16 protein-coding genes and 1 tRNA gene are annotated in these 15,151 nt (G+C 65.3%); 5 read left to right on the plus strand and 12 right to left on the minus strand.

Features of this window, described 5'->3' with window-relative positions:
- Positions 1-266 precede the first annotated feature (266 nt).
- From IE101_RS07120 to lgt, 4 genes are all read right to left on the minus strand, one after another.
- Positions 267-425 (minus strand): hypothetical protein, encoded by a 159-nt coding sequence (locus IE101_RS07120; RefSeq protein WP_189633143.1) that lies wholly within the window; start codon positions 423-425, stop codon positions 267-269.
- A gap of 230 nt (positions 426-655) precedes the next feature.
- Positions 656-1,411, minus strand: coding sequence for a peptidoglycan editing factor PgeF (gene pgeF, locus IE101_RS07125; protein ID WP_189633366.1), 756 nt, complete (start codon positions 1,409-1,411; stop codon positions 656-658).
- Between the two features lie 32 nt (positions 1,412-1,443).
- Complete coding sequence (locus IE101_RS07130; protein ID WP_189633144.1) at positions 1,444-2,523, minus strand: class I SAM-dependent methyltransferase; 1,080 nt, start codon at positions 2,521-2,523, stop codon at positions 1,444-1,446.
- Entirely contained in the window at positions 2,510-3,394 is an 885-nt protein-coding gene (gene lgt, locus IE101_RS07135) for a prolipoprotein diacylglyceryl transferase (protein ID WP_189633145.1), read from the minus strand. The genes IE101_RS07130 and lgt overlap by 14 nt, the downstream gene beginning before the upstream one ends.
- A 153-nt stretch (positions 3,395-3,547) precedes the next feature.
- Between lgt and IE101_RS07140 the strand changes: the two genes are divergently transcribed.
- The 3 genes from IE101_RS07140 to IE101_RS07150 are packed head-to-tail and all read left to right on the plus strand — an operon-like array spanning position 3,548 to position 5,884.
- Positions 3,548-3,793 carry an accessory factor UbiK family protein gene (locus IE101_RS07140; RefSeq protein ID WP_189633146.1) on the plus strand — a complete coding sequence of 82 codons (246 nt, stop codon included), beginning with the start codon at positions 3,548-3,550 and terminating at the stop codon, positions 3,791-3,793.
- 59 nt (positions 3,794-3,852) lie between these two features.
- Positions 3,853-5,226 carry a sensor histidine kinase gene (locus tag IE101_RS07145; RefSeq protein WP_189633147.1) on the plus strand — a complete coding sequence of 458 codons (1,374 nt, stop codon included), beginning with the start codon at positions 3,853-3,855 and terminating at the stop codon, positions 5,224-5,226.
- Positions 5,227-5,242: 16 nt separating this feature from the next.
- A complete protein-coding gene (locus tag IE101_RS07150) occupies positions 5,243-5,884 on the plus strand; it encodes a response regulator (RefSeq protein ID WP_189633148.1) in 642 nt (213 codons plus the stop codon).
- 20 nt (positions 5,885-5,904) lie between these two features.
- Here IE101_RS07150 and IE101_RS07155 read toward each other — a convergent pair whose 3' ends face one another.
- A complete protein-coding gene (locus IE101_RS07155) occupies positions 5,905-6,597 on the minus strand; it encodes a hypothetical protein (RefSeq protein ID WP_189633149.1) in 693 nt (230 codons plus the stop codon).
- Positions 6,598-6,602: 5 nt separating this feature from the next.
- Entirely contained in the window at positions 6,603-7,154 is a 552-nt protein-coding gene (locus tag IE101_RS07160; RefSeq protein ID WP_189633150.1) for a hypothetical protein, read from the minus strand.
- A gap of 237 nt (positions 7,155-7,391) precedes the next feature.
- On the opposite strand from IE101_RS07160, the gene IE101_RS07165 reads away from it, so the two are divergent.
- Positions 7,392-7,465, plus strand: a tRNA-Gly gene (locus IE101_RS07165).
- 355 nt (positions 7,466-7,820) lie between these two features.
- On the opposite strand, the gene IE101_RS07170 is transcribed toward IE101_RS07165, so the two are convergent.
- From IE101_RS07170 to fabA, 3 genes are all read right to left on the minus strand, one after another.
- Positions 7,821-8,609 (minus strand): enoyl-ACP reductase FabI, encoded by a 789-nt coding sequence (locus IE101_RS07170; RefSeq protein WP_189633151.1) that lies wholly within the window; start codon positions 8,607-8,609, stop codon positions 7,821-7,823.
- Positions 8,610-8,650: 41 nt separating this feature from the next.
- Positions 8,651-9,880 carry a beta-ketoacyl-ACP synthase I gene (fabB, locus tag IE101_RS07175; protein ID WP_189633152.1) on the minus strand — a complete coding sequence of 410 codons (1,230 nt, stop codon included), beginning with the start codon at positions 9,878-9,880 and terminating at the stop codon, positions 8,651-8,653.
- Positions 9,881-10,070: 190 nt separating this feature from the next.
- On the minus strand, positions 10,071-10,580 hold the full coding sequence (gene fabA / locus IE101_RS07180; protein WP_189633153.1) for a bifunctional 3-hydroxydecanoyl-ACP dehydratase/trans-2-decenoyl-ACP isomerase: 510 nt from the start codon (positions 10,578-10,580) through the stop codon (positions 10,071-10,073).
- Between the two features lie 177 nt (positions 10,581-10,757).
- Here fabA and irrA point away from each other — a divergent pair, with 177 nt between their 5' ends.
- Positions 10,758-11,186 (plus strand): iron response transcriptional regulator IrrA, encoded by a 429-nt coding sequence (gene irrA / locus IE101_RS07185; protein ID WP_189633154.1) that lies wholly within the window; start codon positions 10,758-10,760, stop codon positions 11,184-11,186.
- 25 nt (positions 11,187-11,211) lie between these two features.
- On the opposite strand, the gene IE101_RS07190 is transcribed toward irrA, so the two are convergent.
- The 3 genes from IE101_RS07190 to IE101_RS07200 all read right to left on the minus strand — a co-directional run bounded on the left by IE101_RS07190 (position 11,212) and on the right by IE101_RS07200 (position 15,058).
- Complete coding sequence (locus tag IE101_RS07190) at positions 11,212-11,925, minus strand: hypothetical protein (RefSeq protein ID WP_189633155.1); 714 nt, start codon at positions 11,923-11,925, stop codon at positions 11,212-11,214.
- Between the two features lie 137 nt (positions 11,926-12,062).
- On the minus strand, positions 12,063-13,412 hold the full coding sequence (locus IE101_RS07195) for a sigma-54-dependent transcriptional regulator (RefSeq protein WP_189633156.1): 1,350 nt from the start codon (positions 13,410-13,412) through the stop codon (positions 12,063-12,065).
- Complete coding sequence (locus IE101_RS07200) at positions 13,409-15,058, minus strand: sensor histidine kinase (protein ID WP_189633157.1); 1,650 nt, start codon at positions 15,056-15,058, stop codon at positions 13,409-13,411. Before IE101_RS07200 ends, IE101_RS07195 begins: the two co-directional genes overlap by 4 nt.
- Positions 15,059-15,151 lie beyond the last annotated feature (93 nt).

Genomic DNA, 15,151 nt, shown 5'->3' on the forward strand with positions numbered 1-15,151 from the left:
GAACTTGCCCTTGGTCTTACCGCGCCATCATCTGGCAGACACCTTGTTGGATGTCTTGTAGCAAAGATGGCAAAACCGGGGCGCGCTGTCAAAGTTAATTCACCTTCGTTCCGCAAACCCGGCGAATTTCCGCAATCTGCGGCACATTGTTTCTGCAACCAAGGCGAAATTCGGGTTTCTTCGACTCAATCTTTCCGGATCTGACATGGCAAAGGCCGCCCCGAAGCCCCGGGGCGGCCTTTGCAAGAGAATCAGCGAAGGTTAGATCAGCGCGCGGCGACGGCCTGCGGCGCAGAAATGGGCTTTGCCGCGGCGGTTTTCACGGCCTCGGGCTTGCGGCGGTTGCCACGGGTCCAAGGCAGGGCAGGCTGCGCGCCTTCCGAAGCGGCGATCACGGATTTCAGCCAGCGGCGTTCCTTTTTCATCTTCCGTTCCTTTGCTGCTCGTGCCCTTGGGCGGGGCGTTAACGATTTCGCCCTTTGTGGCAGGGATTTGCGGCAGGCTTAGGGCGGCGATTGTGGCGGTGCTGCCGTGGATCTGGCCTTTCCGGGCTTTGTGCGGGCCCAAGAAAAACAGGGCTTGCGCGAAACGATACCCCGCATTGGCGGGGACTGTTTCCATCAATTGTGGCGATGCCGTGGCGCCTCCGCGGCGGTTAGAGCCGGATGCAAGAGATCAGGCGCCCGTAATCGGCCTCTTGCCGGTGGGTGGTGCGGCGGTAGGAATAGAATCGATCCGGGTCACGATAGGTGCAATGGTGCGTCCATTCCGCATGACCAACGCCCGCCGCCCGCAACCGCCAGAGCGCATAGGCCGGCAGGTCGAACAGCGCCCGGTCGCCCGTGCCCTGGGCGAAAAAGCGTGCGGCTTCGGGGTCGTCATCGATGAAGCCATAGACGAATTCGGGACCAACCTCATAGGCGGCTTGGCTGATGGTCGGGCCGATCACGGCGGCGATGCGCGACCGCTGGGCGCCCAGCGTCTCCATTGCGTCCAGAACGGCTTCCAGTACCCCGTCGCGGGTGCCACGCCATCCGGCATGTGCCGCACCAATCACCCCGGCTTCGGCATCGGCGAAAAGCACCGGCTGGCAATCGGCGGTCAGCACCCCTAGCACGAGGCCGGGCGTTGCCGTGACCATGCCGTCGGCCTGCGGCGCCGCGCCTTCATGCGGGGCCGTGATGGTGACGACATCGGGCGAATGGATCTGATGGACGGTCACCAGACGTTCCACCGGGGCGCCCATCGCCTCGGCCACGCGGGAGCGGTTGATCGCCACGACCTCGGACAGGTCGGATGACCCGGTGCCGCAGTTCAGCCCGGCGAAAATGCCGGAAGAGGCCCCGCCCTTGCGGGTGAAGAACCCGTGCCGCAGCGGGGCAAGCGCGTCGGCAGTAATGATTTCCATCATGCTGGTCTGGGGCATCACATCTTTCCCGGTCTTCAGGCGGCTGGGTCGAGATCGGGCGGAAAGCCCGGCAGGGGTGGCGTTCCCGGCGCATGGACGCCAAGCGCCTTGAACAGCGTTCCCATTTCGGCGGGGTCGGTCAAGCGGCGGGTCGCGGCGATATGGCTGTCCAGCGCGGCGCCCGTCAGGCGTCGCGCCAGAGCGGTGGCGCGCGCCTCGATCCCCAGCGCAGACAAAAGCGCGCCTTGCGGGGTATAGCCCGCGGGGCAGGGCAGGGCCGCACGGGCCAGCGCCTGAAAATCGACATGGGCCGTGAGATCGGCAAGGCCGGGGTCCTGCATCGGATCGGTAAAGGCATGGTCCCGCAACGCCTGGAACGTATCCCCGCGCGATTGCCAGCCACCATAATCCACAATCACCGCCGCACCGCCGTGACGGGTGATGCGCCCCGAAATCTCGGCCATGATAGGCGCGGCTGCGGGGCAGATTTCGACAATCTCACCCGGCTGGGTATCGGCAAGGCGATGGTCCAGCGCGGCAATCGGCGCCGCGGCCGAGAGGGCGGGGGCAAGGCGGCCCTCCCGTTCCGTCACCACGGTTTCGCGCCAGCCCGCCGCATCGCGGGTGAATTGGCGAATGGGCAGGGCATCGAAGAATTCATTGGCCAGCAGGAACAGCGGCTGTTCCGGCAGATCGGCCACACGGTCCATCCATTGAACCGGATGATTGGCGAGAGTGGCGCGTTGCTGGGCGCGCAGCTGGGGCGAGGCCTCGATCAGCACCACCCGTGCGGCCGCATGCAGGCCCGGCACCCGGGCCGTGGCGCGCAGCACATCCGCCATCAGCGTGCCGCGACCGGGGCCGATCTCGGCCAGTGTGAAGGGGGCCGGGCAGCCCTGATCCATCCAGGCCTGCGCGAGGCAAAGGCCCAGAAGCTCGCCAAACATCTGGCTGATTTCCGGGGCCGTGGTGAAATCGCCCGCCGTGCCAAAGGGCGTGCGGGTGGTGTAATAGCCATGCTCTGGGTGCAGCAGGCATTCGGCCATGTAATCCGCAAGGCTGATCGGCCCCGTCGTGCGGATGCGCCGCAGCAAAAGCGCCTCAAGCCCGGACACGGCGCGCCCGCAGGATGAAGAAGAGGCCCACTAACACCATCGGCAGCGACAGGATCTGCCCTGCCGTCAGGCCATAGCCGCCCGACTGCAGATAAAGCCCCAGCGGATTGTCCGGCGTTACGAATTGTGCATCGGGCTGGCGGACAAATTCCACCGCAAAGCGCGCAAGCCCGTATCCGGCAAAGAAAATCCCCGCGATCAGGCCGGGCTGGTGCAGCGCCGACTTGCGCCGCAGGGCAAGGGTCAGCAGGATCACGCCCAGCAGCAGACCTTCCAGCGCGGCCTCATAGAGTTGGCTGGGGTGGCGCACACAGGGCGCGGCCAGCGTGGCGCAGGCCTGCGCGGCCTCGCCGGGGAAGGCAAAGCCCCAGGGCAGGTCGGTCGGGCGGCCCCAAAGCTCGGCATTGATGAAATTGGCGATGCGCCCGAAGAAAAGGCCGGGCGGCGCGGCCAGCGCCAGCAGATCCGCCATCGGCAGCAGGGGAATACCCTCGCGTCGGCAGAAGATCAGCGCCGCGACCACCACGCCCAGGAACCCACCGTGGAAAGACATGCCGCCTTCCCAGACCCGCAAAATTTCGGCCGGGTTCGCAAGATAATGCGCGGGCTGGTAGAATAGTACAAACCCCAACCGCCCCCCCAGCACCACGCCAAGGATGATCCAGGTCAGCAGCCGGTCCAGCTGTTCGGCGTTCAGCGGCACGCGCTGGGGCCAAAGCCGCTGCATCCTGATCGCGCGCAGCACGATCTGCCAGCCCAGCAAGAGGCCCGCGATATAGGCCAGCGCATACCAGCGCAGCGCGAAGGTGATGCCGAACAGATCGACCGAAAAGATTTCGGGCGAGATGTCGGGGAAGGGGAGATAGTTCATGCGCGGCTCCGTCAGTGGCGGGCGTCGGATGCGGACAGGATGCTTGTCCCGTGGCCCTGCGGCATTGTCAACTGCGCGCCGGGCGGCACCCGCAGCCCCTTGCAGCTTTGGGACGTGGGTCGCATATAAGGCGGGCTAGCACAGGAGTGGCCCATGCAGACCAAAGGCAAGTTCTTTGACGACATCTCGCAGCTCATGACCAATGCGATGGGCGTGGCGCAGGGGGCCAAGACCGAGGCCGAAACCGCGATGAAAAGCCTGATGGACCGCTGGATGGCGGATCGCGATTTCGTCACGCGCGAAGAATTCGATGCCGTCCGTGCCATGGCGCAGAAGGCCCGCGAAGAGAATGACGCCCTGTCCGCCCGTATCGCCGCGCTGGAAGCCAAGCTGAAGTAAGCGCTGCCTTCGGACTTTAGCCCGTTTTCCGGTCGTGCAATCACCGCTAGAACGGGCGCATGACCCAGATCCTGACCCGTTGGAAAAGCTGGTCGCTTGCCACGCAATTCGCGTTGGCGGGCGGCGTTGTCATGTTGCTGGCGATGTTGGTCGTCGGTCAGTGGGTCGCCGCGCGGATCGAGGAATCGGTCGTGCGGAACTGGGCCAATGCCACGGCCCTTTACATGGAAAGCTTCATCTCGCCTTTGAGCCAGAGCCTCGCCGAGGATGGCACGCTGTCGCCCCTTGCCCATCAGGCGCTGGATGAAGTCTTCAACGGTACCACCTTGGGCGAAAGGGTCGTGTCCTACAAGATCTGGAAGCAGGACGGGCTGGTTGTCGATGCTTCGGATCATGCGGTGGTGGGCAAGTATTTTCCGGTGGGGGGGGATTTGGCCCGCGCGTGGAAAGGCGAGGTCGCCGCCGAAATGGCCGCCTCGGACGAGGCCGAAAACGCCCTTGAAACCGCGATGGGCGGGGCGCTTCTGGAAATCTACAGCCCCGTGCGTGAGGTCTGGTCCGGTCGGGTGATTGGCGTGGTCGAATTCTACGAACGGGCCGATACGCTGATGCAGGATATCTCGGATGCCCGGCAACGCAGCTGGCTGACGGTGGCGGCGGTTTTCGGTGCCATCGGGCTTGCGCTTTGGGGGATCGTCGCACGCGGCAGTCGGGTGATTGAAAGCCAGCAGGCACAGCTGCACCGGCAGGTGCTCGCGCTTGAGGAAATGTCGGATCACAACCGCGCGCTGCGTCTGCGGGTGCAGGGAGCGGCAGCGCGTTCGGCTGCGCTGAACGATCAGGTGCTGCGCCAGATCGGCGCCGATTTGCATGACGGCCCGGCACAGCTTCTGGGTTATGCGGCGCTGCGGCTGGACGGGCTGGATGTGCCGCCCGAGGCCGAGCCCCGGCGGATCGAGGTGGAGCGCGCCGTGAAGGATGCGATGCGGGAAATCCGCTCGATCTCGCGCGGGGTGGCGCTGCCCGATATTGCCGCGCGCTGCCCCTGTGACATCATTCATGGTCTGGTCGAGGCGCATCGCGCCCGCACCGGATGCCAGGTCGAGGTCACCTGTTCGCCCGAAGGCTTGCCCAACCTGAATGCCGCCGAAAAGACCTGCATCTACCGCTTCGTGCAAGAGGGGCTGAACAACGGTTGGCGCCATGCCGAAGGTCGGGGGCAGGCGGTCTGTCTGACCCCGCGGGGCGAGCTGCTGGAGCTGACGGTGCGCGACGCCGGGCCGGGGTTCCCCGCCGCCAATACCCCCACCGAAGGTCTGGGCCTGATTGGCCTGCGCGACCGGGTCGAGGCCCTGGGCGGCAGCTTTGAGATGCGTAGCCTGCCCGCGGGCGGGGCTGAACTGAAAATGACATTGCTGCCCGGTCAGGGCTGACCCAAGGAGATCCGTTTTGGACCAGATCAGGATCGTCATCGCCGATGACCACCCGCTTTACCGCGAGGGCGTGGCCCGCACGCTGAGCGAGGATGCAGGCCTTCTGGTGGTGGGGCAGGCGCAGGATGCCCCCGGCGCGGTCGAGCTGACGGAGCGCATGACGCCCGATCTGCTGCTTCTCGACATTTCGATGCCGGGGGGCGGGGGGCTGCAGGCGCTACGGCAGGTCATGGCGCTGCCCAACCCGCCCAAGGTGGCGATGCTGACGGCATCCGAGGAGGATGACGAGGTGATGCAGGCGCTGAAGGCGGGGGCGCTTGGCTATGTCCTGAAAGGCGTCGGATCGCGCGAGCTGGTCGGCATCGTCAAGGATCTGGCGCGGGGGCAAAGCTATGTCTCGCCTTCGCTGGCGGGCCGCTTGCTCGCGGCGATGCGCGGGGGGCAGAAGGCGAAGGCCGCCAATCCGCTGGAAGACCTGTCCAAGCGCGAAGAGGAAATCCTGCGTCTGGTGGCCGAGGGCAAGAGCAACAAGGAAGTGGGTCTGGCGCTGGATTTGCAGGAAAAGACGGTCAAGCATTACATGACCTCGATCCTGCAGAAGCTGCATCTACGCAACCGGGTTGAAGCGGCTGTCTTTGCGCGTGAACACCTGCGCTAAGATCGCATTTCGGGGGGCGATCAGCCCCCCAGAAGCGTGCGAAGCCGGGCCAGGTCACGCTCGGTTACGGCGCGGCGCGTGACCACATTTCCGCGCGGATCGGTCAGGCGGTAGCGTGTGCCTTGCACCTCTTCGCGCCATCCGGCCCGGTCGGTCACGATGATGCGGCTTGGCGTTACGTCCACGATGACCTCAAGCCCCTGACCGTCGAGGTTCTGCAGGCGCCGCCGGTCGCCGTTTGAGGCCGGCCGGCGTTCGATCACACGGCCACGGCGGTCAAGCCGTTCATACTGGCCGCCGGTGATCCGCTCCTGCTGGCCATCGACGTAGATGCGCCGCAGGCCGCTGCGAAGCCCCAGATCGCTGGAATGGCCACCCCGGTCCGACGTGTCGCGGTCGCTGTTATCGCGCCCGTCATCATCGGACCCGCTGCCGCCATCGTTGTCGTCACCGCCGTCATCTCCACCGCCATCGTCGTCATTGCCGCCGCCGCTGTCGTCGCCTTGGTCGTCGTCTTCATCGTCCGACCCGTCATCAGAATCGTTGTCATCCTCTTCGTCATCATCCGAGTCTGAATCCGAATCGTCATCGCCGCCGTCATCGCCCCCCTTGGCCATAGCGGCCCCGACCTGCGAAACGGTCGACAACAGCATTTCTGCCGCCCCGAGGGGCGGCAGCAGCAGCAGCAGAAAGAGGATCAGACGACGGGTCATTCTGGTCAGCGCAGGGCGTTCAGCCGGTCGAGGTCGGCTTGGGTTGCGGGCCGTTCCTCGACGGTGCGGCCGGTTGTGTCTTTGCGTTCGTAAACGCCGGATTCTACTTCTTCGCGGCTGCCGTCGGAATAGGTCACTTCGATCCCGTCCGAGGAAATCTCGATCCGGCTGACGGCGGAGGGGCTGCCCTCGCCACCCGGAATGATCACGATCTCATCGTCGTCGCGGCCGTTGTCGTCACGGCTGTCATCGTCATCAGTCCCGTTGTCATCATTGCCGTCATCCGATCCATGATCATCATGGTCGTCGTCACGGCCATCATCATCGCCATGATCGCCATCGCGATCATCATCGTGGTCGTCGTCGCTGTCATCATCGCGGTCGTCATCGTGATCCTCGCCATCGCTATCGGCCAGCGCGGCGCCGGACGACAGGGCGAAGGACCCGCTTGCGGGATCAAAGCGGACCGACCAGGGCTGCGCGGCCAGAATGGCGGCCAGCGCGATCATCAGCGTCAGGCGGGGGGCGGTCACGGTAAAGCGGGGCTGCATGGTCATCTGGGATCTCCCTTTGGGTTGCCCGCCACTGCGGCGGGGATGGATCTTGGATGCCACATGTTCTTTCCGTGCCCCATGGTGGCCCGACCTCTGCCAAGGCAGATCGGACCGCTGCCCTTCCTACATGCGACGGAAGTCGCCTTGCGTCACCGGACCAAGGTCCGACAAAACGCGATTGGGGCGCCGCGAACGGGCTTGCAGCGCGGCGGACCGGATGCTATCCCCTCGGGCGTAGCGGCGGGTATGGTGTAGTGGTAGCGCCTCAGCCTTCCAAGCTGATGGGGCGGGTTCGATTCCCGCTACCCGCTCCAGATTTTCCACAAATTATTTCAATCCGGCATTGCGGTCTTTCGGGCCCGCGGCCTTTCTTCTGCATCCGTCCGGCGGCAATGCAGAAGGCCGGGGGTTGCCCGCCCGGCCTTCGCCTCTACAGGCGGGGTACTGGGGATACCCGATCTGCAGAATCACTATTCCGTCTAAGGCGCCGTCGGGCGCTTCTGTTCTGCTGAGTTTGCTATGCGCATTCAGCGGAAACAAGCCATGATCTATGACGTGCAAGAATTTGAAAGCAAGTTCTATTCATTGAACAGGCCGGAATCTAAAACAAAAAAGACCACCCGAACGGGTCGGGCGGTCTGATCCGAAAAGCGGGCAGGGGCCCGGATGTCAGAGGTTTTCGGCCTGCGGCATGCCCAGAACGTGGAAACCGCCGTCCACACGCACCACCTCGCCGGTGGTGAAGGCGCCATAATCCGAGCAAAGCCAGACGGCCGTGCCGCCGACCGACTCCAGCGTCGCGTTCGACCGCAGGGGTGCATTGCTTTCGGTGTGGCGATAGGTCGCGCGCGCACCGCCGATCGCCGCACCTGCGAGGGTCTTCATCGGGCCGGGCGAAATGGCGTTCACACGAATTTTCTGCGGACCCAGATCATTGGCCAGATAGCGCGTGGCGCTTTCCAGCGCGGCTTTGGCCACGCCCATCACATTGTAATTCGGCGTCACGCGGTTCGACCCCTGGAAGGTCAGGGTGATCAGGCTGCCCCCATCTGGCATCAGATCGGCGGCGCGGCGGCTGACGTCGATGAAGGAAAAGCACGAGATATCGAGCGAATGTTTGAAGTTCGCGCGGCTCGTGTTGATGAACCGGCCCGTCAGCTCGTTCTTGTCGGAATAGGCGATGGCATGGATCAGAAAGTCCATCTTGCCCCAACGCGCCTGCAGCGCGCCAAAACAGGCATCCAGGCTTTCGTCATTGGTCACATCGACATCGACCAGAAAATCCGACCCGACCGAGGCAGCCAGCGGTTCGACCCGCTTGCCGAAAGCCTCACCCTGGTAGGAAAAGGCCAGCTCGGCGCCTTCATCCGCCAGCGCCTTGGCAATGCCCCAGGCGATCGAGCGTTCATTGGCAACGCCCATCACAAGCCCGCGCTTGCCCTGCATCAGTCCGGCCATATCCGGCTCTCCCTGTTCGTTCGATGGAAAGTCGGGGCGGTTCAGCCCCGGTATTTGCTCATCACCAGCGTGGCGTTGGTGCCGCCAAAGCCGAAGCTGTTGGAGAGAACCGAGTCCATCTCGACACCGTCACGGTAGCTGGTGGCGATTTCCTCGGGCTTCAGTTCCGGGTCAAGCTGGGTGACATTGGCCGAAGCGGTGATGAAGTTGCCCTGCAGCATCAGCAGCGAATAGATCGCCTCATGCACACCGGTGGCGCCAAGGCTGTGGCCGGTCAGCGACTTGGTCGAGGAAATCGGCGGCACGGCGTTTTCGCCAAAGACGCGGCGGATGGCCTTGACCTCGGTCACGTCGCCCGCGGGGGTCGAGGTGCCATGCGCGTTGATATAGCTGATCTTGCGATCTTCCGGCAGGGTCGACAGCGCCAGCCGCATCGACCGTTCGCCACCCTCGCCCGAGGGCGCGACCATGTCATGCCCGTCCGAGGTGGCGCCATAGCCGGTCACTTCGGCATAGATCTTGGCGCCGCGCGCCAGGGCGTGGTTCAGCTCTTCCAGCACGACGACACCGCCGCCGCCCGCGATGACAAAGCCGTCGCGCGTCGCGTCAAAGGCACGCGAGGCGGTGGCGGGCGAGTCATTGTATTTCGACGACATCGCGCCCATCGCATCGAAGAGGCACGACAGCGTCCAGTCCAGTTCCTCACCGCCGCCGGCAAAGACGATGTCCTGCTTGCCCATCTGGATCAGCTCGGTGCCATTGCCGATGCAATGGGCCGAGGTCGAGCAGGCCGAGGTGATCGAATAGTTCACGCCCTTGATCTTGAAGGGGGTGGCAAGGCAGGCCGAGTTGGTCGAGGACATGCAGCGCGTGACCATGAAGGGGCCCATGCGCTTCGGCGCGCCTTTTTCGATCACGGTGTTATGCGCCTGGAAGAAGTTCGAGGTCGAAGGCCCGCCCGACCCCACGATGATGCCGGTGCGTTCGTTGGAGACATCGCTCTCGCTCAGCCCGGAATCGGCAACGGCCTGCTGCATGGCAAGGAAGTTATAGGCTGCGCCGGGGCCCATGAAACGCAGGTCGCGCTTGTCGATATGGTCTTCCAGCACGATCTGCGGCATGCCGTGGACCTGGCTGCGGAACCCGTGTTCGGCATATTCCGGTGCAAAGACGATGCCCGATTTTCCGGCCCGCAGGCTGGCTTCCACCTCGGCAGCGGAATTGCCGATCGGTGAGATGATGCCGATCCCGGTGATGACGACGCGACGCATGGGGGCCTCCCTTCGGAATTTCCCGCCTGTTTAGGGCAGCGGGCCGTTCGGGGCAAGCAGGAAGGGCAATCCGCGCCCCGTGGGCGGGGGGCAGGCGGCTTGGTGCGGTGGGGGTGGAAAGGCCTGTCTGGCAAAAAGGCGCCCGCGTCTGACGGGCGCCTTTCCGGAAGCTGGAGATCGCAAAAGGCGATCAGGCCTCGCTCAGCGCGACCTTCATGTCGGTGACCTGATAGATCACCTCGCCATCGGCCTCGACGATGCCATTGGCCACGCCCATGGTCAGGCGGCGCGTCTGGATCGCCTTGGTGAAATCGACCTTGTAGGTCAGCATCTTGCGGTCGGGGCGGACCATGCCGGTCAGCTTGACCTCGCCCACACCCAGCGCATAGCCGCGCCCCAGCCAGCCGCGCCAGCCGAGGTTGAAGCCCGTCAGCTGCCACAGGCCGTCAAGGCCAAGGCAGCCGGGCATGATCGGATTGCCGGGGAAATGGCAGTCGAAGAACCACAGATCCGGGGTGATGTCGAACTCGGCCACGACGTGGCCCTTGCCGTGCAGGCCGCCGTCGCCCGAAATCTCGGTGATGCGGTCCATCATCAGCATCGGCGGCGCCGGAAGTTGCGCATTGCCGGGGCCGAACAGCTCGCCCCGCGCGCATTTGAGAAGATCTTCCTTGGTGAAGCTCGTCGGATATGCCGCCATCGGCTTTTGGTCCCTCTCACGTGTTTGTTTCCCTCTAGCACCCCCGCTTCGGGCGTGGCAAGGGAGCGCTGCGCCGCGGGCCCGGGCGGGGTTCTGCCGCAGCTCCGGTCTTTGCGTTTGAATCTTTGGCCGCGCGGCCTTAAATTGCTAGGCTGGATGCGAGAGCGGGCAGGACGGATGAACGTGGACGTGCAGGAACAGGTCAGGCTGCGGGTGGCCGATTGGCTGGCGCGCGGGGGATTGCGCCCGACGCGGCAGCGCATGGCGCTGGCAACCCTGCTGGTGGGGGATGGCGAACACCGCCATGTCACCGCCGAAAGCCTTTATGCCCTGTCAGCCAATGGCACCGAGAAGGTAAGCCTTGCGACCGTCTACAACACCCTGCGCGCCTTCTGCGAAGCGGGCCTGATGCAGGAAGTCGTAGTCGATGGCGCCAAAAGCTATTTCGACACCCGCATGGACGACCATCCGCATTTCTACTGGGAAGATACCGCCGTTCTGACCGACGCCCCGGCGGAGGAGCTGAAGATCGCGCATCTGCCCACCGCCCCCGACGGGACCGAGATCGCGCGCGTCGATGTCGTGATCCGTCTGCGCCGGCGCTGAGGCCGGCGCAAAGAGAGGGCAGGGCTTAGAGGCCCGGCAGCGCGCTGAACACCGAACGGGTGCCGAAGGTCGTGCCGTGGTTCGCGCCAAAGCGGAAATCGACGCCCAGCTTCACATAGGGGCCGCTGGTTTCGCTCGCACCCACGGCGCCACCGACCGATCCGATTTCGCCCACCAGACGCGTGCTTTCCCCCAGCGCATAGCCGCCGGTCAGACCCACCTTGGTGGCCGAATTCCCGCCCTGGACCGAGGCATGATCGACCGACAGCCCCATGTCGAGCCCGCTGAACCCCACCGGGGTCGAACCTGCTATGCCCACCAGCGTTGCATCGCCCGCGTCGGAATTGGTGCCCGCGATATAGGCCTCGATCTTGGCATCGCCGATCCGGCGGGCATATTCGACGCCGAGAAAATCCTCGCCCGCGCCGCCCATGTAATCGGCGCCATAGTAAAGACCTGCCGCCGCATCGGGCGAGAAGTTCCAGATCGCATGGGTGGTGATATTGGTGGCCGTCTCGCTCAGCGCGTTCAGGCCCGACACGCCCAGATCGGTTTGCAGGCCAAAGCTGCCAAAGCTGAATTCCACTGCACCTTCAGCGGTCGATTTCGCCATCGACGTGTCATCGACAAAGGTGGAATGGGCGACGGCCGCGCGGCCCCCGACGAATTCGGCATGGGCTGCGGCCGGAAGGGCGGCGGCGACAAAGGCGGCAAGACCCGCGGTGCGGATATTGGTCATGATGGGCTCCTGTCTGTCATCGGCGGGCGCGGGGCCTGCCTGTCTGCTCTGGCCTTATGGTGGCCTTGTCCGAAAGAATACCTGCCTGGCCGCCTTTTGGGTAGGGGTGGGCGCCGCCATGCGCGGCAGCCCGCCGGTCAGAGCGTGCGAAAGCTTTCGGCGCGGATGCCGTGGCGGGCGAGCTTGTCGTAGAACGTCTTGCGGGGCAGCCCCAGCCGCGCCATCGCGGCGCTGGCATTGCCGCGGGAAAGGCGCAGCGCCTCACGCAGAAGATGCGCCTCATAGCGGGCGATCTGTTCGGCCAAGGGGGGGCTGTCGGTCGCCGTGTCTACCGGGGCGGGGGCAAGGCCCAGCAGATGCCGTTCCGCGAATTGCTGCAACTCGCGCACATTGCCGGGCCAGTCATGCGCCTGCAGATGGGCCTTCAGCTCTGGCGTCAGCGGGGGCAGGGGCAGCTTCAGCCGTGCCGCCGCCATCAGCAGGAAATGCTGGAACAGCAATGGCACATCCCCGGCATGGTCCTTCAATGCAGGCAAGGCCAGCGTGACCCCGGCCAGGCGATAGAAAAGATCGTCACGGAAGCGCCCCTGATCGACCGCCAGCCGCAGATCCGACCGGCTGGCCGCAATCACCTGCACCTCAAAGGGGCGGGGCGTTTCGGCGCCAAGGGGCCACAGTTCGCGGCTTTCGATCAGCGCAAGGATACGCGCCTGAAGGGCGGCGGGCAGGGCCTCGACCTCATCCAGAAACAGGGTGCCGCGATGGGCGCGTTCCAAGCGCCCGACACTGCGCGCCTGCCGCAGGGCGGGGCGGGCCTCGGTTCCCAGATAGTCCACCTCGAACCGGTCTTCTGTCAGGGTGGAGCAGGCCACAGGCACAAAGGCGCGGCTGCGGCGGGGACCGCTGCGATGGATCAGCCGGGCCAAGGCCTCTTTCCCCGCGCCGCCCGGTCCGGTGATCAGCACATTCACCCCGGCCTCGGCCAGCCGCGGCGCGGTTTCGCGCAGATGGCTGATCGCAGGGCTGTCGCCAATCCAATGCGGGGCGCCGGGGTCGGCCACGGCCTGCATCCGCCGCAGTTGGCGGTTTTCCAGCACCAGACGTCGCGTCGCCGTCGCGCGGCGCAGGGTAGCCGACAGGTCATCCACCCCCACCGGTTTCGTGAGGAAATCATAGACCCCGGATTTCAGCGCCTGCACCGCCATCGGCACATCGCCATGGCCCGTCAGCAAGATCACGGGCAGATCAGCGTCCATGCGGTGCAGATGGGCGAAAAGGTCCAGCCCATCCATCCCCGGCATCCGCACATCCGTCAGCACCACGCCCGGATAGCTGTCATCCAACCCCGCCAGCGCGGCCTCGGCCCGGTCGAAGGCTTCGACGGTGAAGCCTGCGATCCGCAGGCTTTGCCCCAGGGCTGCACGCAGGTCGGGGTCGTCATCGACCAGCCGCACCAGACCGGGCGGGGGGGCGGGGGTATCGATCATGCCGGGGCCTTGCAAAGCTGAAGATGGAAGGTCGCACCCCGCCCGGCCACGGGGGGATCGGCCCAAAGCCTGGCCCCGAAATCGCGCGCAATGTCATGGGCGATGACCAGCCCCAGCCCCAGCCCGCCGGGCTTGGTGGTCTGGAACGGGGTGAACAGGGCTGCGGCAACCTCGGTCGGCAGTCCCGGGCCGTTGTCAGCGATGGTCAGCGTGGCCGTGGTGGCATCTGTGGCCAGCGAGACGCGGATCTCTGCCTGCGGCTGATCGGCCACGGCCTCATGCGCGTTCTGCAGCAGGTTCACCAACACCTGTTCCAGCCGCACGCCTTCGCCCATGACCCGCAGGTCGGCGGGGATGTCGGGGAGTGTCAGCTGCACGCCATGGGGGCGCAGACGGCTTGCCGTCAGCAGGACCGAGGCCTCGAACGGGTCTTTCAGTGCCACAGCCATCGTGGTGCCGCGCGACTTGCGGGCAAAGCTGCGCAGATCGGCGGTGATATGGCCGATGCGGTCCGTCATCCGCAGGATCGTATCTAGGTTGGCCGCCGTTTCCTGCGGGTGATCCGCCATCAGTGCCTTGCCGTTTTCTGCAAGCAGCCGGATCGTCGCCAGCGGTTGATTGATCTCATGCGCGACACCGGCGGTGATCTGCCCCAGTGCGGCCAGCTTGTTGGCCTGCACCAGATCGGCCTGCAGGCTCCGCAGGCGGGCCTCGGCGGCGGCACGTTCTTGCATCTCGGCCGAGAGCGCGCGGGTGCGTTCCGTCACCGCCTGTTCCAGATCGGCGCGGTAGCGGCGTTCCGCTTCCGCCTGCATCGCGGCCCGCCGCCGCCGTCGCCGCAGGGCCCGCGCGGACAGGGCGACCAGCATCAGGATCAGCGCCGCTGTTGCGGTGGCCAGCGCCGCGATCTGCCGCACGGGCGTCAGCGGAGACTGGATCACCAGCCGCCAGTCGATCCCCGGCAGCGGCGCGCTGGATTCCAGCACATTCGTCCCTGCCGGGGCCATGCGGTCAAAGCGTCGGTCGGGTTCAGAGGTCAGAAGGATCTGGCCCTGCGCGTCAATCACATGGGTCGCTTCGCCCTCACGCGCCCAGGATGCCTCGATCGCGGGGAATTCGACCTTGACCACCACCACCCCGACAGGCTGGCCCGCCAGCACCACGCTGTGCGACAGATAAAGGCCCGGTCTGTGACTGACGGTGCCAAGCGCGAACTGCGTGGCAGTGCCATCGCGCAGGGCGGCGCGAAAATAATCGCGGAAGCTGTAATCCGCCCCCACGAACGATTCCGGCTCATCCCAGTTCGAGGCGGCAATTGCCTTGCCCGCCCGATCCAGCACATAGATCACCGCGCCGCCGCTTTCGGCGCGCAGCCGATCCAGCTTGCGGGACATGGCGGCGGTCAGTTCCGGTGTGGGGCGCTGCAGCCCTTGCAGGATAAGGGCGTCATCCGACAGGATCGCCGTCACGGCGCGCTGCTTGTCCAGTTCGGCCATCAGCGCCATGACCCGCGATTGCGCGCTGATCTGGCGATCTTGTGCCAGCCCGGACTCGGCCGCGCGCCCTGCCAAATGCCAGACCCCGCCCAGACAAAGCGCGACCGCAAGTGCGGCGATTCCGGGGCGAAGGCGGATGGGGGTGTTCATACCTGTATCATAAATCGCACGAATAGATTTGTCATGTGTGGAAAAAGAAACAGATTTGGCGGGCACCCTGATCCTGTGTCGGTTCAGAATCAA

The organism is Gemmobacter lanyuensis (assembly GCF_014652355.1).
Classification (GTDB): domain Bacteria; phylum Pseudomonadota; class Alphaproteobacteria; order Rhodobacterales; family Rhodobacteraceae; genus Gemmobacter; species Gemmobacter lanyuensis.

Bases quoted from the DNA above. Each gene is read 5' to 3' on its own strand.
- IE101_RS07120 (WP_189633143.1), bottom strand. From the start codon at position 425: ATGAAAAAGGAACGCCGCTGGCTGAAATCCGTGATCGCCGCTTCGGAA.
- pgeF (WP_189633366.1), bottom strand. From the start codon at position 1,411: ATGATGGAAATCATTACTGCCGACGCGCTTGCCCCGCTGCGGCACGGG.
- lgt (WP_189633145.1), bottom strand. From the start codon at position 3,394: ATGAACTATCTCCCCTTCCCCGACATCTCGCCCGAAATCTTTTCGGTC.
- IE101_RS07140 (WP_189633146.1), top strand. From the start codon at position 3,548: ATGCAGACCAAAGGCAAGTTCTTTGACGACATCTCGCAGCTCATGACC.
- IE101_RS07145 (WP_189633147.1), top strand. From the start codon at position 3,853: ATGACCCAGATCCTGACCCGTTGGAAAAGCTGGTCGCTTGCCACGCAA.
- IE101_RS07155 (WP_189633149.1), bottom strand. From the start codon at position 6,597: ATGACCCGTCGTCTGATCCTCTTTCTGCTGCTGCTGCTGCCGCCCCTC.
- IE101_RS07160 (WP_189633150.1), bottom strand. From the start codon at position 7,154: ATGACCATGCAGCCCCGCTTTACCGTGACCGCCCCCCGCCTGACGCTG.
- IE101_RS07170 (WP_189633151.1), bottom strand. From the start codon at position 8,609: ATGGCCGGACTGATGCAGGGCAAGCGCGGGCTTGTGATGGGCGTTGCC.
- fabB (WP_189633152.1), bottom strand. From the start codon at position 9,880: ATGCGTCGCGTCGTCATCACCGGGATCGGCATCATCTCACCGATCGGC.
- fabA (WP_189633153.1), bottom strand. From the start codon at position 10,580: ATGGCGGCATATCCGACGAGCTTCACCAAGGAAGATCTTCTCAAATGC.
- irrA (WP_189633154.1), top strand. From the start codon at position 10,758: ATGAACGTGGACGTGCAGGAACAGGTCAGGCTGCGGGTGGCCGATTGG.
- IE101_RS07190 (WP_189633155.1), bottom strand. From the start codon at position 11,925: ATGACCAATATCCGCACCGCGGGTCTTGCCGCCTTTGTCGCCGCCGCC.
- IE101_RS07195 (WP_189633156.1), bottom strand. From the start codon at position 13,412: ATGATCGATACCCCCGCCCCCCCGCCCGGTCTGGTGCGGCTGGTCGAT.
- IE101_RS07200 (WP_189633157.1), bottom strand. From the start codon at position 15,058: ATGAACACCCCCATCCGCCTTCGCCCCGGAATCGCCGCACTTGCGGTC.